The 17458-nt window shown below is 59.2% G+C and carries 19 protein-coding genes, 3 pseudogenes and 1 riboswitch; of the genes and pseudogenes, 9 read left to right on the plus strand and 13 right to left on the minus strand.

Annotated elements, in window-relative coordinates; genetic code table 11:
- Nucleotides 1-119: 119 nt before the first annotated feature.
- Together istA and istB are read left to right on the plus strand one after the other, a co-directional pair.
- Nucleotides 120-1619 (plus strand): IS21 family transposase, encoded by a 1500-nt coding sequence (gene istA, locus IYY11_RS05475; protein ID WP_196402996.1) that lies wholly within the window; start codon nt 120-122, stop codon nt 1617-1619.
- Nucleotides 1616-2455, plus strand: coding sequence for an IS21-like element helper ATPase IstB (istB, locus tag IYY11_RS05480; protein ID WP_196402997.1), 840 nt, complete (start codon nt 1616-1618; stop codon nt 2453-2455). The genes istA and istB overlap by 4 nt, the downstream gene beginning before the upstream one ends.
- A 495-nt stretch (nt 2456-2950) precedes the next feature.
- Here the strand turns inward: istB and IYY11_RS05485 are convergent, their stop codons facing one another.
- Nucleotides 2951-3472 (minus strand): hypothetical protein, encoded by a 522-nt coding sequence (locus IYY11_RS05485; RefSeq protein ID WP_196402998.1) that lies wholly within the window; start codon nt 3470-3472, stop codon nt 2951-2953.
- On the opposite strand from IYY11_RS05485, the gene IYY11_RS05490 reads away from it, so the two are divergent.
- Nucleotides 3473-4009, plus strand: coding sequence for a hypothetical protein (locus tag IYY11_RS05490; protein ID WP_196402999.1), 537 nt, complete (start codon nt 3473-3475; stop codon nt 4007-4009).
- A gap of 21 nt (nt 4010-4030) precedes the next feature.
- A pseudogene (locus IYY11_RS22885) lies at nt 4031-4237 on the plus strand (hypothetical protein); the annotation flags it as partial.
- Here IYY11_RS22885 and IYY11_RS05495 read toward each other — a convergent pair.
- The 3 genes and pseudogenes from IYY11_RS05495 to IYY11_RS22890 form a co-directional block, all read right to left on the minus strand.
- A complete protein-coding gene (locus tag IYY11_RS05495; RefSeq protein ID WP_409455228.1) occupies nt 4148-4951 on the minus strand; it encodes a transposase in 804 nt (267 codons plus the stop codon). The pseudogene IYY11_RS22885 and the gene IYY11_RS05495 sit on opposite strands and share 90 nt — an antisense overlap.
- Nucleotides 4952-4975: 24 nt before the next feature.
- Complete coding sequence (locus tag IYY11_RS05500) at nt 4976-5284, minus strand: hypothetical protein (RefSeq protein WP_196403001.1); 309 nt, start codon at nt 5282-5284, stop codon at nt 4976-4978.
- Nucleotides 5285-5790: 506 nt separating this feature from the next.
- Nucleotides 5791-5987: pseudogene (locus IYY11_RS22890) on the minus strand (hypothetical protein); the annotation flags it as partial.
- Here IYY11_RS22890 and IYY11_RS05505 point away from each other — a divergent pair.
- Nucleotides 5935-6162 carry a PepSY domain-containing protein gene (locus tag IYY11_RS05505; protein ID WP_196403002.1) on the plus strand — a complete coding sequence of 76 codons (228 nt, stop codon included), beginning with the start codon at nt 5935-5937 and terminating at the stop codon, nt 6160-6162. The pseudogene IYY11_RS22890 and the gene IYY11_RS05505 overlap by 53 nt on opposite strands.
- Nucleotides 6163-6201: 39 nt before the next feature.
- Here IYY11_RS05505 and IYY11_RS05510 read toward each other — a convergent pair whose 3' ends face one another.
- From IYY11_RS05510 to IYY11_RS23255, 6 genes and pseudogenes are all read right to left on the minus strand, one after another.
- Entirely contained in the window at nt 6202-6762 is a 561-nt protein-coding gene (locus IYY11_RS05510) for a hypothetical protein (RefSeq protein WP_196403003.1), read from the minus strand.
- Nucleotides 6763-6893: 131 nt separating this feature from the next.
- The gene (locus IYY11_RS05515; protein ID WP_196403004.1) at nt 6894-7481 is read right to left on the minus strand and encodes a hypothetical protein; all 588 of its coding nucleotides are present in this window, start codon (nt 7479-7481) and stop codon (nt 6894-6896) included.
- 45 nt (nt 7482-7526) lie between these two features.
- Complete coding sequence (locus IYY11_RS05520; protein ID WP_196403005.1) at nt 7527-8828, minus strand: PepSY-associated TM helix domain-containing protein; 1302 nt, start codon at nt 8826-8828, stop codon at nt 7527-7529.
- Nucleotides 8829-8913: 85 nt separating this feature from the next.
- Nucleotides 8914-10701 carry a TonB-dependent receptor gene (locus tag IYY11_RS22895; protein ID WP_312029703.1) on the minus strand — a complete coding sequence of 596 codons (1788 nt, stop codon included), beginning with the start codon at nt 10699-10701 and terminating at the stop codon, nt 8914-8916.
- 12 nt (nt 10702-10713) lie between these two features.
- Nucleotides 10714-11292, minus strand: a pseudogene (locus IYY11_RS23755) (TonB-dependent receptor plug domain-containing protein); the annotation flags it as partial.
- Between the two features lie 31 nt (nt 11293-11323).
- The gene (locus IYY11_RS23255) at nt 11324-11458 is read right to left on the minus strand and encodes a hypothetical protein (protein ID WP_281431679.1); all 135 of its coding nucleotides are present in this window, start codon (nt 11456-11458) and stop codon (nt 11324-11326) included.
- Nucleotides 11415-11620, minus strand: a riboswitch (cobalamin riboswitch). Its footprint overlaps the gene before it by 44 nt.
- A gap of 29 nt (nt 11621-11649) precedes the next feature.
- Between IYY11_RS23255 and IYY11_RS05530 the strand changes: the two genes are divergently transcribed.
- Nucleotides 11650-12027, plus strand: a complete 378-nt coding sequence (locus IYY11_RS05530) for a hypothetical protein (RefSeq protein WP_196403007.1) — start codon at nt 11650-11652, stop codon at nt 12025-12027.
- On the opposite strand, the gene IYY11_RS05535 is transcribed toward IYY11_RS05530, so the two are convergent.
- The 3 genes from IYY11_RS05535 to IYY11_RS05545 form a co-directional block, all read right to left on the minus strand.
- Complete coding sequence (locus IYY11_RS05535; protein ID WP_196403008.1) at nt 12002-12409, minus strand: hypothetical protein; 408 nt, start codon at nt 12407-12409, stop codon at nt 12002-12004. The genes IYY11_RS05530 and IYY11_RS05535 overlap by 26 nt on opposite strands.
- A 356-nt stretch (nt 12410-12765) precedes the next feature.
- Nucleotides 12766-13338, minus strand: a complete 573-nt coding sequence (locus tag IYY11_RS05540; RefSeq protein ID WP_246719661.1) for a superoxide dismutase — start codon at nt 13336-13338, stop codon at nt 12766-12768.
- Nucleotides 13339-13620: 282 nt separating this feature from the next.
- Complete coding sequence (locus tag IYY11_RS05545) at nt 13621-14160, minus strand: c-type cytochrome (protein WP_196403009.1); 540 nt, start codon at nt 14158-14160, stop codon at nt 13621-13623.
- Nucleotides 14161-14230: 70 nt separating this feature from the next.
- Here IYY11_RS05545 and IYY11_RS05550 point away from each other — a divergent pair, with 70 nt between their 5' ends.
- From IYY11_RS05550 to IYY11_RS05560, 3 genes are all read left to right on the plus strand, one after another.
- Nucleotides 14231-14965, plus strand: a complete 735-nt coding sequence (locus tag IYY11_RS05550) for a PepSY-associated TM helix domain-containing protein (RefSeq protein ID WP_196403039.1) — start codon at nt 14231-14233, stop codon at nt 14963-14965.
- Nucleotides 14966-16675: 1710 nt separating this feature from the next.
- Entirely contained in the window at nt 16676-17017 is a 342-nt protein-coding gene (locus tag IYY11_RS05555) for an STAS domain-containing protein (protein ID WP_246719663.1), read from the plus strand.
- 1 nt (nt 17018) lies between these two features.
- Nucleotides 17019-17441, plus strand: coding sequence for an ATP-binding protein (locus IYY11_RS05560; RefSeq protein WP_196403010.1), 423 nt, complete (start codon nt 17019-17021; stop codon nt 17439-17441).
- Nucleotides 17442-17458 lie beyond the last annotated feature (17 nt).

A 17458-nucleotide genomic window follows, 5' to 3' on the forward strand; every position in this document is an offset into this window, starting at 1 on the left:
TGTACGCGGCGGCGCAATAATCGGCCATTGAGCGGCGCATATTGCGGCCGCGTGGCGGCGTAAAACCCGGCCAGTTTTAGGCTGACTTCCCGAACATTGATTCGGGAGGGCGGCCGGGGATGTTTGCGATGGAGATTTACGCGGCGGTTCGACGCTTTGTTTTCATTGAGGGCAATGGCCGGCGTGAAGCGGCGCGCGTGTTTGGACTGAGCCGGGACACGATCGCGAAGATGTGCCGCTATTCGGCGCCGCCGGGTTACGTGCGCACAAAGGCGCCGAAGCGGCCGAAGCTGGGGCCGCTGCTCCCGGTGATTGACTCGATCCTGGAGACGGACAAGACGGCGCCGCCGAAGCAGCGGCATACGGCGAAGCGGATTTTCGAACGGCTGCGGGATGAGCACGGCTTTGCCGGCGGCTACACAGTGGTGAAGGATTATGTGCGGCTGGCGCGCACGCGCTCGCGCGAGGTCTTCGTGCCGCTCGCTCATCCGCCGGGTCACGCGCAGGTGGATTTTGGCGAATGCGTCGGCGTCATCGGCGGCGTGCGGATGAAGCTGCATGTGTTCTGCTTCGACCTGCCGCATTCGGACGCCTGCTTCATCAAGGCTTACGCGGCGGAGACGACGGAGGCCTTTCTTGATGGCCATGTCTCGGCCTTCGCGTTCTTTGGCGGCGTTCCGCTGTCGATTCTCTACGACAATCTCAAGATCGCCGTGGCGAAGATACTGGGCGGCGGCGAACGGCGGCGCACGCAAGCCTTTACCGAACTCGTCAGCCACTTTTTGTTCGACGATCGCTTTGGTCGTCCGGGCAAGGGCAACGACAAGGGGAAAGTAGAAGGGCTGGTAAAATATTCGCGGGCCAATTTTCTGACGCCCGTTCCGCATGCGCCGTCCATCGAAGCGCTCAACGCCAGGCTCGCGGAGCGCTGCCGCGCTCGCCAGAACGAGCGCGCCGGCCGGCATGAGCAGACGATCGGCGAGAGGCTCGTCGCCGACATGGCCGCCTTTCGAGAACTTCCCGCCACGCCGTTCGAGGCTTGCCACAAGGTCGCGACAAAGGTCTCGTCCCTGTCGCTCGTCCGCTATCGCACGAACGATTATTCGGTTCCCACAAAGTATGGCTTTCGCGACGTGCTGGCGAAAGGCTTCGTCGACGAGGTCGCCATTTTCTGCGACGGCGCCCTGATCGCCCGTCATGCGCGCAGCTACGCCCGCGACGATTTTATTTTTGAGCCGCGTCATTATCTGGCGCTGCTCGAACAAAAGCCCGGCGCGCTCGATCAGGCGGCGCCCTTGCAGGGCTGGACGCTGCCGGAGACGCTCGCGCATCTGCGCCGACTTCTGGAAACGCGCATGGGCAAGCGCGGCAAACGCGAGTTCATTCAGGTGCTGCGGCTGACGGAAGTGTTTCCCGAAGCCGTCGTCATAGGCGCGGCGCTCGACGCCATAAGGCTGGGCGCCATCGGTTTCGACGCAGTCAAACAACTCGTCATCGCAAGAACTGAGAACAGGCCCGCGCGTCTCGATCTTTCCGCCTATCCCTACCTGCCGTCACTGAACGTCAAGACGACATCGCCCGCCGATTATCTCGCGCTCGTTTCCAGGGAGGCGGCATGACCACGTCCGCCTCTGCCGATATCCCTGCGCCGCCGCGGGTTTTGCTCGGCCATCATCTGCGGCAGCTCAAATTGCCGACGATCCTGCGGGAATACGAGAAGGTCGCCGCCGAGGCGGCGCGCGAAGGTCAGGATCACGTCCGATACCTTCTACGCCTCGTCGAACTTGAACTCATCGACCGCGAACGACGCATGGTCGAGCGGCGTATCCGCGCCGCGCGCTTCCCGGCGGTGAAAAGCTTCGACACATTCGACTTTACCGCCATCCCCTCGCTCAACAAACCGCTCGTGCTGGATCTCGCCCGTTGCGAATATGTCGTCGCCCGCGACAACATCATCGCCCTCGGCAACAGCGGCACGGGCAAGACGCATGTCTGCCTGGCGCTCGGCCTCGCCGCTTGCCAGCGCGGGCTGTCCGTCGCCTTCACAACGGCGGCGGGGCTCGTGCATCAATTGATGGAGGCGCGCGACGAAAAGCGTCTGCTCAGGCTCCAGGCGCAACTCGCCGCCGTCAAGCTGCTCGTCGTCGACGAACTCGGCTATGTGCCACTGTCGCAAACCGGCGCCGAACTGCTCTTCGAGGTGTTCAGCCAGCGTCACGAACGTGGATCGACGATCGTCACATCCAATCTGCCATTCGACGAATGGACCGGCGTCTTCGGCAATCAGCGGCTCACCGGCGCGCTGCTCGATCGCCTGACCCACCACGTCCACATCCTAGAAATGAACGGCGAGAGCTATCGCCTCAAGCAATCGAGGGCCCGGCGTCGTAAGCAGCCGCAGCCCACCGCCGAGCAGACCATAGATCCCGATACCGGCGAAATCTCGCGGACGTAGCCCGAAATCTTTTTCCGCCGCCGACATGCAAAGGGGCCCGATCGGGCCCCTTTGCATGTCGGCAATCGCGGCCAACTGGCCTGGTTTTACTCCGCCCCAATGGCAGGAAATCTTTCCGCCGTTGACACCCATCTGCCCCGCCCCCTGAAACCGCGCGGCCGACGAGCCCGCGAATTCCCCTTGAATTCGAGCGTCGGCCCACATCGCGCGCACGTCAACGTCTCGCGGGCTTAAGTGCTGACATAAGCCGCAAATTTTCGTCGTGTGTATCGCAAAAGACACGATCGCGTACCATGGCGCGCTCCGCTGCCCTGCGAATTTCGAGAAAACTCGTCTGCTCGGTTTCGGCACCCCGCTCAATACCCTTGAGACCGGAAAGAAGTTGGGGGGTCGATTAAGAAAGGATGAATATCGTTCGGGGAATTCCTGCCGGAGGGGTTCTCAATGATATGGACGGTGAAGCTCGAGCGCATTGACGAGGCTGGCATTTTGCATTCAACAACAGTCGGCTACATCGAGCGGCCCGAGCTGACGTCTGAAGCCGACCTTGGACTCTCCCATGATGATGGCAAGTACTTGATCCGGCGGATACAGGCGGAAATTGCCCAAGATCAGGTTCGCGCCCTCATCTCGAAAGTTCGTCCCTGTCCTTGCTGTGGGCGTCTCCGTTCCATCAAAGAACATCGGTGCCGGCGGCTCGACACGGTGTTTGGACATCTGCGCATTCATGCGCCTCGCTTCGAGGCCTGCGTTTGCGGGCGGCCTGCCGGCTCGTCTCCCATGGCCGTCGGCTTTCCGCGTCGCGCCACTCCCGAATTGAGGCATTTGCAGGTGAAGCTCGGGTGCAAGTTTTCCTACCAGCAAGCCGCCGACATCTTGAACGAATTTCTCCCCGATCTCTCTTGTTTCAACCACGCAACGACACGCAATCGCGTCCTGGCCGTGGGAAAGGCGATCGAAGCGGAAACGAGGGCCGAGATCGCTGAGAAGCCAAGCGTCGAGAAGCCCGTCGACCACATGATCGTCGGCATCGATGGGGCGTTTGTCAATGCCACGCGCTCAAAAAATCAACGCAAAAATTTCGAGATCGGGATCGGCGGCGAGCGTAGCGTGCGATGGAATGTCTGGCATTATGGCAAATCGCATCATGCGCGATGGATGATAGCGTTGTCGCGCTTGGGCGCGCAGCTTCTTTCTCATCGCAAGGAAATTGACGCGGCTGGCGGCGACCTTTCGAAAATCGAAGCCGCTTACAAGCGCTTCGACGAACTCCAACGCTATCTCTATTCGAACATCGGCTCGCTGACGGACTATGGAAGGGCTCGGCGCCAAGGCGAACGGATCGCAACCGCCAATATCGAATCCACGGTGAACCAATTGATCAATCAATGCATGTGCAAAAAGCGTCAGATGCGATGGTCTCGGCTTGGCGCTCAGCTGATGCTCCATGTCCGGACGGCTCATCTCAATGGAATCCTGGCACGCTACTGCGGTCTGCTACAGCCAGTTGAATGGACATGGCCCAACGATACCGCGTTGAGGCAAGCCGCCTGACCCCCAACTTCTTTCTGGTCTCTCGTCTACACCACGTTCCATCACCCGACCACTCAGGCCAACGTGGTTACGACCGATAATTCGGACTGGGCCACCAATTGTCCCGAATACAAGGTGACGGCGGTGCAGGTGTCGACCTCAAACGGCCCGAGCAAATGGCAGGAGCAATATCGCGAATTGTCGGAGCAAAGCCGACGTATCGCGACGCCCATCGACGCAGCGGAATGAACGTCGAGCTGCATCGTACTCGACTCTGATTTCTACAGCCAATGATTTCAGTTGGTTAACAGGAAGTTTCGGCGATATGAGCTGTTGGAGGAAGACCATTATTTGAGCGTGATTTTTGGAGGCGGCGATTTTTCTTAGCGCGGCGAGGCCGAGCGCGAAGAGTGACCATGCGCGGTGCCCATGCTTTTTGATTGGGATGGGACGCAGCCGAGCGAGCGCGACGCCGGTCTTCACGCACAGTGTCACGGTCAACGCCAGCACGGCCAACAAGGTCGATAGCTTGCCTGGATCGGTGATGTGCGTGTCCTCCAAATTGAAGCCCTTGGTCTTCAAATTTGCGAAGAGGGTTTCGATCGTCCACCTTTGGCGGTAGCCGGCCAGAGCGCGACGCGGATTGCCACTACAGGACAACGCCAGAAGTTCATTCGTTGGCAAACGCATCACCACGATCCGCACAAGCGGCGAGCGAGATCCGGCGCCTTGCCCCAATCGACACCAGCCCTTGAGGATCATTTTATCTCCCTTGCCGAGGCATCGCGCAATGTCGGCGATCGTCCACGTATCATAGCCCTCGCGCACGACATGCTGGTTCTCGCGAAGCCGAAGAATGAAAGGGATTTTTCTGTCCCGCAAATAGGCCATCCAGGCGTCGCCGATGAACTCGCGATCGCCTGTCGACGAAGCGATTTTTAGATCGGGAAACGCCGCATGCAAACGATCGAGGGGGTCGGTCCGCGCTTACGTGTTGGAGTTCCCCGCCGATGGCAGCAGCGTCCAAATCAACGGAACGCCAACGCCGTTCCAGATCACGGCGATCATCAAGATGTTGATGGTGGACTTGCCTAACTCCCAGTTAGTGCGATCCATCGCCAAAACCCATGGTTTCCCGTGTATCCCCAGCAGGTCGACGACAACGCGCGCCGTCATGGCGCCGTCTAATGGCACGTGTTGGAAGAAGCGATAAAACCGCCGCCGAACCGAATCCGTCGTTGCCGACGTGACGACATGGGCGGCGAGCCGCCACAAACAAATCGTGCCTTGCTGCATGATCAGCAACGCCAGCCACCATTCGCCATCTTATGACACAGTAAAACTAGAGGCACATTGAGTATGTGCGCTGCACAAAAAAATCAAGAAACATATTGCCTTGCAGCATGGCCGAGCCGAGCGCCGTCTCGTTCGACGTGCCCAAAAACGCGTCTTTTGGCCGAGCGGTCGCGACTGAATTTTCCTCGACACAGATCAAGCAGGCGGCGATATTGCTTAAGCGCTGCAATATTAATGGCCGTGGGCTCGGCTTTCGGGCGTCCAGCCAGGTAGGTAGCTTCCCGACAGCCGTCGACGTAAACTCTGTCGCGCGGTCGCCCCTCCTCTGAGTTGCTTCACGAACAGCGCCGCCAGCGGCCTCGCCGCGACGCTGAGCGGGACGCCACGCAGCGTTAGCAAGCCCAACGTCATGGGAGGCGGCAAGGGTTGGACCAGGAATGTATGCAACCCAACGCAGTACAGCGGGTCCTCGAACATGACGCGCGGGCCGAACCTTCGCGCGCGGCGATGAGATCAAGCAGGTCGCCGTCGTATTCTCCGGTCGCGCCATCCGCCCATTTCCCGCGCGCGCCTTGCCGGAGAGCGGGCCTTTGAGCCGCACGTAAAGGCTGCGGCCGGCGTGATTGTTCACATCGCCGACGATCCAGTAATTGCCGGACCTGCTGCCGTTGGAGAGGTGGCTTGGGCTGACCGCCGGCACCATCCTCACGCTGATTGGTCTCACTGGTAGCTTCAACATGTTCTATCGTGTGTTCGACGCTGCTTTGAACCCGGCTCTCTACGCGCCAACGGGTCTGCAGCGCAGAGTCACTGACGTCGATGCGATGCAGGCTGTCAAATCGCGCCACCTGGACCGGCGCAATGGGCGCCGGTCCTAGTCAACCCGGCGCTCAACGCCGTGTGTGTCGCTCTCAGATTCAAACGTGACGCGGAACGAGCGCAACCGCTTCTTCATTGCGGCGCCCTGCGGACCCCAACGCGTACAGCGCCCCGAGGCCGGCAAAAACGCAGGCGTTTATGAGGAAGATTCGCGGGAGCGTCGCAAGTAGCGAGTCGAAATGGCCAACGCTCGAGCCCATCGCCACGCCAAAGCCGAAGATCAAGCCCTTATAGACGACGAAGGCGGCCACGAAGGCCGCGGCCACGCTCACAAGCCCCTTCATGCGGCGCGCGGTTAGCCCGGCGGCTTCGCAAGAAAGCAAAGCGATGACGCCCGTCGCGACGCTCCAAGCCAGGGCGACGTCGGTCATGTGGTGATGCAGGGACGCGAAGGCGATGGTCTGGCTCGCCAGCCAAACGCTGCCACTCAGAAGGAGGGCGTCACGCCGACCGAGGGTCAAAGCGGCAACGGCCGCGAACGCCGCCAACGGAAAGCCGCAATGGAACGCAGGACTCAAGAGGACGCTGGCGACGATCAGCGAGCCAATCCATAGCGAACGAGGCCAGGGCGATGAAGCGAAGAAAGATGCGGTTGTCATGACAAGTCTCCTCTATGTGAAGCCAGCGAGAAGCGGCGCTTGCCTGCTGGTTTTTTCGCCTTCGTGTTGCGCACGAAGACGAAAGGGGATTGGCGATCGTCTCCGCGACCGCCGGGTTGAACGTGCGGCGGTCAGGACGGACGGCCCCAGTCCGCTGAGCGATCGACGGGATCGGGGTCGTGGAGATCGAGCCATCGCGCTCGCAATTTGTCCCACAACGCGAGACGCGACCAGTCCGGCTCCTTGACGCGCCTGTCGCTTTCGGGATGGAGGAAGGGATTGGGCAGCAGCACGGTGATCTGCTGATCGCCCGCGCCATTGAACAAGCGCAGCCCCCAGGACATCGGAACGCATGTGCGGCCGAAGCGGCGGTAAAGTTCGGCCCGCGCGGTGCGCCGATGGCGGACGAGTTCCAGCGGCGTCGGCGCGCGCGGCGGACCCTTGTGCTCGCCGATGCAGATATGAAAATGCGGAACGCCGAAAGCGATCGTCAGATAACCGTCGAACATGGAAATACGCGTCGGCGGCCCGTCGGCCTTGAATTCGAAGGCGGCCCCCTGGATGAGAGGGCCGAAAGTAATTTCCCGCCAGTGATTTTCGAACAGATGGCGGAAAAGCTCCTCAAGGCTCCTCTCGTCCACCGGCAAGGGAAATGTGTCGAGCGGCGCTCCGTCTGCGTCCAGGATTCGTCGTGGCCGCGTTTCAGTGATGACTGACATATTTTTCTCCATTGCAGGCCTCGCGTCTTTCACCTTGTGACCTTCTTACGCCGAGCGCGGTCGGCGCGTCGTTGTGCAGTTCGGCGAAGAACGTTCGTCACGAAAAAGGAGCGAAGAGCTGCTGGTTGTGACGGCCGCGCCGATCCGATTTTCTTCAATCGTCGCCCGCGATGACGTAGCGCGGCACCGCGTCGCGTGTTTCTTCCACCAGATATAGACGCCAGTGATTGACAGCATCACGATGACGAGGCCGAGCGCGCAAACGAAAATGCGATAGGGCAGGCCGAACACATTGGCCATGCGCAGTTCCACGAGCCAGGTCGTGATCGTATTGCCGGCGTGCCGGCCAGTTGGCAGACGAACCGCGCGCAATTCGCCGGAATAGGCGTCGAATGCGATCGACGTGCGGTCAGAATTGTCGCCGATGTCGCGGCTCGAGCGTACGCCGTAGAAATAGAGATCGCTTTTTCGCTGGATGCTAAGCCTCATCGGTCGCTCGACCGAAAAGCCATGTGCGAGCGCTTGCTCCCCCATGAGTCTTTCGCCAATGGCCTGCGCTTCCTCCCAACCAACCGGCGCTCGACCCCCGGCTGGGTTGCCGCCCTTTGTGGTCCCAGAGTGAGGCGGCTCATAATCGAAGACGAGCTGCATCGTGCGCGTGTAGAAGCCGTTCAAATTAAAATGGACGCTGGACCAGGCGAAGAGCAGCAATATTGCAAAGAGCCAAAGTCCGAAGGCGCGATGCAGATCGAAGTTGACGCGATAGAATGAGCTCCAAAACTTGATCAGCCAAGCGGGTCGCCATCGCGAAAAATAGCCGCGCCTATTCGGCGGACTGGGAAGAGGCAGCGTGAGATAGAAGCCAACGAAGCAATCGATCGTCCATACGAGCGCGACGATTCCAAGAATCCACGCGCCTACTTCGCCCATGGCGAGGGAATAATGCAGGCGGTCGATAAAGGGCATAACATTCGCCAGCGTCGTCGGCAGCCCGTCTCGATCAAAGCGCCCCAATTCCTGGCCGGTGACGGGGTCGAGCAGGAGTCGATTGAAATCGAACGCGGGCGCGCCGGGTCGCGCCTCCATGCGGATTATCGCCGTGCCGTCAACGCTCAGATCGACAGAGGTGGCGAGGGCATCTGGAACCAGAGCCTCGGCGCTCCGCAGGAGTGCCGCAGGGGCGATTTGTATCCCTGCATGTGGACCCGGGTAGAGATTTGGCGTCAGCCAATGATTCAACTCGTGACCAAAAGCGAGCAGGCTACCGGTTAGTCCGACGAGGATCAGAAACCCCGCCATGCTCAGACCAGCCCACCGATGCAGCGACACCCAGAAGCTTCGGGTCATCGTGTTCTCTCCATACTCTTCAGCATCGAAGAAGGACCTTCCGGGGATTTCCCGTTATGGAGGCCGCGTCGGGCATCTACTGCGCTCAATAGTCGTACCGCAGCTCGGCGAAGAAGGTCCGCTGCGGATAAGGGGAAAAGAGCCATTGTTTGTAACGGCCGATGTTGTTGATGCCGACGACTCCGGTCCAATTCGGCGCGAATTTGTAGGTGACTCGGGCGTCGAGGATGAGATATCGGCTCGCACCGCCCCAGGTTTCATGATTGACGTCGAAATTATCGAGCTGAAAATAGGATGACGATCGGTACCTCAGCCCTGCCGATAAGGTCAGCGTGTCGGTCGGATGATAGGTTCCGACGATCTTGGCCCGCCATCTCGGCATCAGCGGAACATCTTTGTTTACAGACAAAGGGAACTTGGAATTCGCCACGATCTGCGTATCGATGTATGTCGCGTTTGCGTCGATGTCGAAGCCATCGAACAGCACGTCCTTCAAACCGATAGCGCCTTCGACGCCATTGAAGCGCATTTTCTGTACGTTCTGAGAGCTGGAGACATTGGGCACAACTGTGACATCGGTCTGGAAAGTGATCGCGTCCCACCTGTCCTCGTGGAACAAGGCGAGATGCGCAGCGTGCTTGCCAAAGTTGTATTCGGCCGAGAGTTCGTAGGAATCGACTTGCTCGAGCTTTAGGTCTGGATTGTTGATGAGAATGCCAGTCGGGCTGGTGATCCGCTGAAACAGTTCGGTCACGCCCGGAAAACGATGGGCCTTGCCGTAGGAGGCGCGCAAAAGTAATTCGCGCGTTGCCTGATAGGCCAGTGAGGCCTTGGGTGAAAAGGCGGAAGCCACCCGTTCGTCATAATTCTTGGTTGTGCCGAGCTTGTTTTCGTTGGCGCCCTCGAAGGCGCGCCAAAACTCCTGGCGCCCCCCGACGGTGAGTTTCCAATCTGGAAACAATGACCAGACATCCTGAACATAGAGGCCCTCGGTTTGTGTCTTGCCGACTGATCTTGAGGCCTGCTCGTATGACCATGACGACCACCACACGGGAGTATTTTGCTGATATTGCTTTAAAGCATACTGATCGAAGTGCCCCCCGAACGAGATTTCATGGAGACCAAGGACATTCTGTTCCGGACGCCAAATCGCCCGCATATCCATTGTTTTCCAGCCGGTCCCACTGATCTCCCGCGTCTGGCCTGACGTGTTGACCCCGAACCTCTGCGCGGTGACGCCCACGTCTCTGAGAATGTCATAAGAGCTTCCGACAATATCGAAGTCGAAAACGCCGCCGGTCTCGGTCTTCAGCTCGGCTCCTTGCATCAGGTGCAAATACTCAACGCTGCCTGGATTGAGGCCTGAAAGAGGGTAGTTGATCCCATGAAAATTGATCACGCCATTGCGCGAATTGAAGACGGGCACTCCCGCAACGTTGTTGATATAGCTCTGCGCGGTAAAATCGTCCGCAAGATGCAGCAGGCCGAGGGTGTACGATGCGCGGGCGCGCGGCCCGAAATCATAAGCGAGTTTCAGTTTGCCGGTGTTTTGCTCGGTGACCTGAATTGGCCCAGCGCCGAACACCCCGCGCAGTAAGCCTTGGCGGTCGCGGTCGAAGAACCCGCCGAAAACCGGCGTTCCCGCTGTGGCGCGCGGCGTGACGGCGCTCGAAAAGAAAATCGGCTGAGCGTGCGTAAGCAGACGATCGTAACCGGCGCGCCAGGAAAAATCGTTGATTCGATCGCCGATCGAAATGCTACCCGTATAGCCCGGATTGGTTTGATGAGTGTCGTACTGATCGTAGGGCGAAAGAAGCCCTTGCAGCTTGGCGTGGAGTTCAAATTTTTCGGGCGTCTTGGTGGTGAAGGTCACGACGCCGCCGATCGCATTGCCGGGATAGAGCGCGGAGTAAGGACCGTAGATGACGTCGACTCGGCTAATCTCTTCCGGCATGACCATCTGAAATCGCGGCGTAAACGAACTGATGCCGAGCAAAGCCGACAGCAGGATTCCGTCCGCGTAAACCAGATTGTGCATGGGCTGGAAGGGCCCGGTCGTGCGGCCTTGGATGTCCTGAAAACGATCGCCGGGGAATTTTTCGACGATTTCGATGCTGGGAAGATATCGAAGCGTTTCCACGGCGTTGGAGGCGTTGACCTGCTCGGTGATTTGCTTCGCGGTGATGGTCTGGACGACGGCTGGAATATTGTCGGGAATGGCCTTCGCGAACGGCTTCTCGGGCGGGCGCGCCTGCTGGACGAGCGCCGGCGCGGCCGCGACGGGCGAAAGGGCTGGCGCGGGATTCACGGGGCGAGGCGCGGAGGCGCGAACTGCGTCGCGCCTGGCGCCCGCGCCAACATCGATCGTAGGCAAGGCCTGTTGCGCCAGAGCAGATGTGGAGGAGACAAAAAGAGTGAACGCGCCGGCGGACACGCCGCGTTTAAAAGCGGAAGGACGGGACATATTTGCGTGGACTCGCAGCGAACGTGGGCCGTCACTGCGAAGGGTCTCCGCCTGTCACACGGCGCACAATGCGCCAGACGACAGGTTTCGTCCACATCAGCGCACCCCGGCCGACGTTCTCGCGGGTGACCACGAATGACGGCAGGTCTCCTGGCTCGCGGGTCATCGCCTTGGACCGCCTTCCCAGGGAGCACTTGTTCCCCAGTGGCTTTTTGGTCCTAAGGCTCTCCGCTTACAGTTGCGGGGGCAGCTGCGGAATCGTACGCCTGCGCGCACTCACCGCATTCCCTTTTGATCCCTAAGGGGAACCATCATCTTTTATTGATACGGAGATTGGGTAATGAGTCAAGCCAATGCGTGAGTCGCCTCAATTTTGGGCTCGCTCCCGACATCGACATGAACGCCGCCGAGGGACGGCGGCATTCGAAAGTTCCCGAAGCGGCCTCTCAGCACCCAGCCAAGATGGCTCCCGACAACGGGATCCTACACGCTTACAAACAATTTCGGGATGAATCTCTACATGTAATCATGATGGGAGCGGCGTCGATCGGCACGGACATTCGCAACGCGCGCAGCGGCTTGCAGCTTCTGCCCGGCCCCAACGCCATCGCCTATGGCGTCGATCCTACCATCGGTCCGCCGCGCGCAGCTTACGTTCCGGCCGGTGGCCGCGTCGCCGGCACGCTCGTTCGTACGAAGACAACGGCCTTTACCTCGCCGGCTGGACGACCATGAATGGATCAGCGTCGGGCGACCTGATGCGCCACTGAAACGCGCCGACGATGCCAGGCGCCGCTGGCTTACTCTGGGCGTTATGCTTGAGAACGTTGACGCCATTGTCCAGCGTCACAATTAGAGTGCCGTCGATGTTGGCGTCCGTCCCGATCAGTTGACAAGGGGCGGTCGCGTCCGGTCGGGAACCGCCGATTACGATGGTGCCGTCGGGTTGCGGCCTAATGCTGAACACCTTCATCTCGCGAGACGGGAAATACGATGGCTGCCCTCTCGCGCTGGAGCGTTCCAGGACTACCGCGTAGCGCCCCCTGCCGAGATACTCGGCGCTTCGAAAGCCTTCTTGACGCAACTGCGAGGCAGCCTCCTTGAGCTGCGCGTCCACGTGCGCGTCCAAGCGGCCTGCGCGGGAAGTCTGTATCAGGGCGGGCACGAATATGAGAACGCCGTCGTACGAATAAGTGTAGCTCCCGTCGGCGCGGATCGTGACCTTCGCGTCGAATTGCTCTGGAGCGAGCGTTCGAAAGAAGTTGTGCATTTCCAGCCTCGTACGAAGGCAACCTTATTAGGGAGGTATTCAGTAAATGGGCGCGCCGCCACGCGGACGAATTCACCGATCTGACCAACCTCAGACAAAGGCGAACGCGCCCGTCAGATGACAGTTACCCCGGCCCTTGCAGGCGGCGGGCGGCTTCTTATGTTCGGCGGGTGACGCTGCTCGGTTCTTCCCACATACGTCTGCTATCCCCTGCTATATTTCTCGTAGAGACCGTCGGCATTTGTCCAGTTGATCGCAGCCATCACCGTCTTGACGTAGTCGGCGGCCTTCGCGCCGAAATCCATCTGATAGGCATGTTCGAACATGTCGAGGACGAGTAATGGATCACCGCCCGCGATGGATTGTGTGTGATCATTCGCCCACGAATTGACCAGTCGCTTGCCGTGCTTGTCGAAAGCCAGAATGACCCAGCCGGAGCCTCCGCCGAGCGCTTTGCCCATGCCGACGAATTCCGAGCGCCAACGATCGAAGGAGCCAAAGTCGCGCTCGATCGCTTCGTTGAGCGCCGCGTTCGGTTTATTGCCCTCGCCCAGGCCCGCGAAATAGACTTCGTGCAGGATCATCGAATTGGTGGCGATGAGTTCCTCGCGCTTAAGGCCGTTAACTTGGAATCCCGGCGCTTTTTCAAAATCGAGACCCGCCAATTGCTCGGCGATTGAGTTCAAACGTTTGACCGCCCCGACGTAATTGTTCTCATAATGCGAGACGAGAATTTTCTCTGACAGGCCTCTGATGCTCTTGGGATCGAACGGCAAGGGCTTGGCGGTATGGACGACGCTTTTTCGGGTCGTGGCGGGCTTGTCCTCGGCTTTCGCTGCGTTCGCGCCGAACGCCGCGCTCGCTGTGGCAGCGGCCGCGATGAAATGTCTGCGAGGTCCCGGCGCGGGTTGTGTTGGGTTCGTTGACGCATCTCCGGTCGTGCCAAGAATTAGCGCCGAACTTCCCCCTTTCAAGCTCGCTGGACTATGACAGCCCCTGTGTCGAATTCGTTTCGACTTGCGGTTTCGTCTTTCTTCGAGTCCATTTTCCTGACTCGCCTATTGGTGATGGTGATCTTGGTCGTTCTCTGAGGATTTTCTGATCTCTCTCTCCATCGCTTTGAATTGTTCAGCGGAGAGTCGAGGCAATCGCCGAACGAAGGCGACAATATTCCATATTTGCTCGTCCTGATGCGTGAGCCCAAATGCAGGCATTGCGGTCATTTTGACGCCATTCTTGATGATCCAAAACAGCTCCGCGCTGCTCCATCGCTCGGAAGTTTCGGCGAGATTCGGAGGCTCCGGTCGCAGGCCCTTGCTAACGTAACTGCGCTCTTTCCCCGGTGCGCTGTGACAAATGATGCACATGTCGTCATAATCCTTAAATCCCTTTTCCACCTGATCCTCGCTCCATGTTTCCCGCAACTCCGTCCCCGCACGGGCCCGCACCGAATTACGCATGGTCCAATTCAAAATGACGCGCGCCAACGCCGTGTGAGGCGTGGTTGCGGCGACGTTGTAGACGCCGCTAACGATGACAAGAAAAACGCCGAGCGCGATGACGATGAACGCTGTCACGAAACCGGCAAGAAACTTCATGGCGCGCCTCCCCGACAGTCATTTTTGAAAGGCATATCCTACAAATCTAGTGCACTGACGCCGATATAGGATTCACAAGAGCTGCTGTCGGCTCGGGCTTCTCGGTTCGGCCCTGTCGGTCTTGTATTTGTGGTGGCCGCGGCCAGGGCGCCTCTGGCGCTCGATGTCGCTCCGCAAGGGCGTTTCGCCCCAGCGCTTCATAATCGACCTTCACAATATGGCCGGCTCTTGGGCGTTGCTCGCACTCATCGTGATCGCAGCAACGGGGGTCGGGATCGTATTTCCGAACGCGGTGCGTCCCATCGTGAGCCTTTTCTCTGTGGCGACGCCCTACCCTTCTCCCACCGTCGCGGCGCCGCCCGTTAAGGGAGCGCCGACGCTCACGGCCGACCAAATCCTCCGGTTGGCGCGAGTAGCTAAGCCGGGCCTAGATATCGCGCTGCTCAACCCTCCGGTCGAAGCGCGCAATACGTGGCGCGTGCTGTTCCGCCCTCGGGGGGCCGATCCCGCCCTGCGCTCGCGCGGAGCGATCTGGCTCGACCGGTGGACGGGCGCGCTCATGCATGACCGCACGTCCAACGTGATGTCGATGGGCGATCTCTACGTCACCGAACAGCTCTGGTTACACAACGGTGCGACACTCGGCTTCGCCGGCCGTCTGCTCGTATTCGCATCCGGCTCGGCGCCGCTCGCTCTGTTCGTCACCGGATTTGTGATGTGGCGAAACAAAAGGCTGGCGCGGGGAATCATGCAGCCGATACCGGCAATTCCCGAGAGCCGCAGGAGCACCCGTCGGTGGGCCTGAGCTCGCCGAGGCGAAGTAGGCCGACGGAAACACGCAATCTCGCGCTCATGCGGGAGCAAGCTTTCTCCGCCAGCATAAAGGTTGGCCAGGCTGATTACCAGCTAAACCCGAGGCGGAGCCTCGAGAAGCTCGGCGAGCGGAATAGCGGTCGATTCGAATGGTGGAAATACATGACGCGTGGATCCGGGAGGAAACAGCGCTCCTGACATTGCGCGAGCAATCAGCTCCTCCGCTTCGACCTCCATCCCCGCCCGGCGACTTCCGACTCGAACCTCGTCATAGGTGAAGCCGACCACTGGAACGGCGGCAAGCCCTAGATGAATTGTGGCAAGCCGGCGATGGTGGCCATCCATGATGCAGAGGCTTTTCTCCTCTACGCGACCCCTTTCGGTGTGCTCATGAGCCTTTAGATCGAATGGGGAGAGAAGGCGAATACAGCGAATACGTCGCTTGTTCATGTATTGATCCTTTCGTTTTCCCCCGTAAGAAACCGGATCCTATGCTGCCGGATTGGCAGGAATATCCTTTCCGGACGCGCATTGCTCAGGAAGTCATGATGCGAAATGTCCCAGCCATAAGCGCCTGCCAGAAGGAAGCAAACGAGGTCTCCGATCCTCAGACTCGAGAAGGGCTCTGAACTGAATTCAGCAGCACGTCTTTCGGTGGTCTTCCCAAAGCTTCCGCATCGCCATCCTCACTGCGGTGGCTGTTCCCGCTGTCGAAGTCATGTGTGACGGCGCCGCTTGTATCGGGACAGCTAGCGCAGCAACACGTGAAGCCAAGCGCGTCGCTTCGAAGACCCCAGTTGCATCTACGGTCGGGGCGTTTGCAAAACCCAATTAGATATTAAGCAAGAACTCCAGCTTGCTCTGCGGCGACGTCTGGTTTGACAGGAAGCTTGGTACGGATCTGGTCGACGATTTTTTGCATAGCAGCATCGGCGTCGTCCGCTCGCTGTTCGGCACCCTTCGCGGGGCCAGACTGACTGGCTGTCCACGTAATTGGCAGCAGGCCAAAATAGCGAACGCTGGCCAAGGTCACCTTTCTGTCCGCTAACTTGATTTCGCACACATAGCTTGCACGTCGGCCTCCGACACGGGTGTCGACCAAGCGCAAGACCATTTATTATTTGAAGCATCGTGCCAAATCATCTGGAGCACAGCGCTAGTTCCCGCTCGAACAACGCAAGTGCGGGAGATCACAGTCGTTCCGGTAGGGCAACTTGCATCCCATACTGTGCTGTTCGTGTTGGCCCGGGGGCCGGTCGCTTTCGGCCCGAGCGCAAAATGATCAGCGAGCGCCGGGCTTATGATCCCAACCACAATTAGTGCTGTCAATATCTTCATCACAGCCTCCTCGGCTTGCTCATGAACTAAGACCGCTGCTCACCTCTATGAAGGCGCCAAACAATCAAATAGAGCTGGACCGCTTGATTTGAACAGTGTGACAAGTGGGTTTTCTGGCGGCGAGCATGGCGAACGCCCACTGCACTTACTTGGCCCTGCCTTGGCCGGCCCCGCGGAGCGATGTCAGGCTCTATGTTAAAATCCGGCCGTGTGCCAGTTGAAGGCCAGCTTGCCACAGGTATGAGCCGTGACTCGGGCCGCGCGCCTGACCGTGGACCAGACCTGTTCCCATTGCTTGGCGGGCTTATTTATAGAGGCGGAACATCGCTATCGACTTCCAAGCCGAGGCTGAACTATCAAGCTCATGACTGATATGCAGAACGGCAGAACCGTTGTCAGCGTCAGGGAAGAGCGTCTCGAAGCACACAACTCCAACGAGTTGAAGGACCTAATTCATAAGATTCTCGAAGACGGCGCTCATAATCTCATCGTCGATCTCGGTCAGGTCCAGTTCATCGACAGCTCGGGTTTAGGAGCGCTGTTGTCCGGTTATAAGAACGCCAACCTGCGTGCGCATTTGCGCTGGCGGGTCTGCAGCCTCGCGTTAAGTCGATGTTCGAACTCACCAGGCTGCACCGCGTATTCGATATCTACCCTGGCCTGCAGGACGCGCTGGGCAGTTAAGGCGGAGGGGCCGGCTGGCTGATATGTCCGAGACAATCCTGAACTTGGATATCGTTGTCCCCAACCAAACGCGCTACCTGCGAGTGGTTGGAAACATCGCCGAACAGATCGCCAAGGAGCTGGACACACGAAATTGCGACCAGGACACTTTGGCGTACCACCTTAATCTCGTTCTCACCGAAGCGGTGGCCAACGCCATTCAATATAGCGGCGGCGGCGCAAAGGAGACCGTCAGAATATGCCTATCGATCGAAAACAACGATCTTTGGGTTCGAGTCTATGACCACGGACAAGGTTTCGATCTCGCGGCCGTCCCGACGCCCGACTTCGATGACGTGAGCGAACGTGGGCGCGGGATCTTCTTTATTCGCTCCCTAATGGATTCTGTTGAGTACCACAGGACGGACTCCGGCAACGTTCTCGAGATGCGCAAGAAGCTGACATAACCAGAACCGGTTACGGC

Origin of the sequence: Methylocystis sp. H62, from assembly GCF_015709515.1 — a bacterium.
Classification (GTDB): domain Bacteria; phylum Pseudomonadota; class Alphaproteobacteria; order Rhizobiales; family Beijerinckiaceae; genus Methylocystis.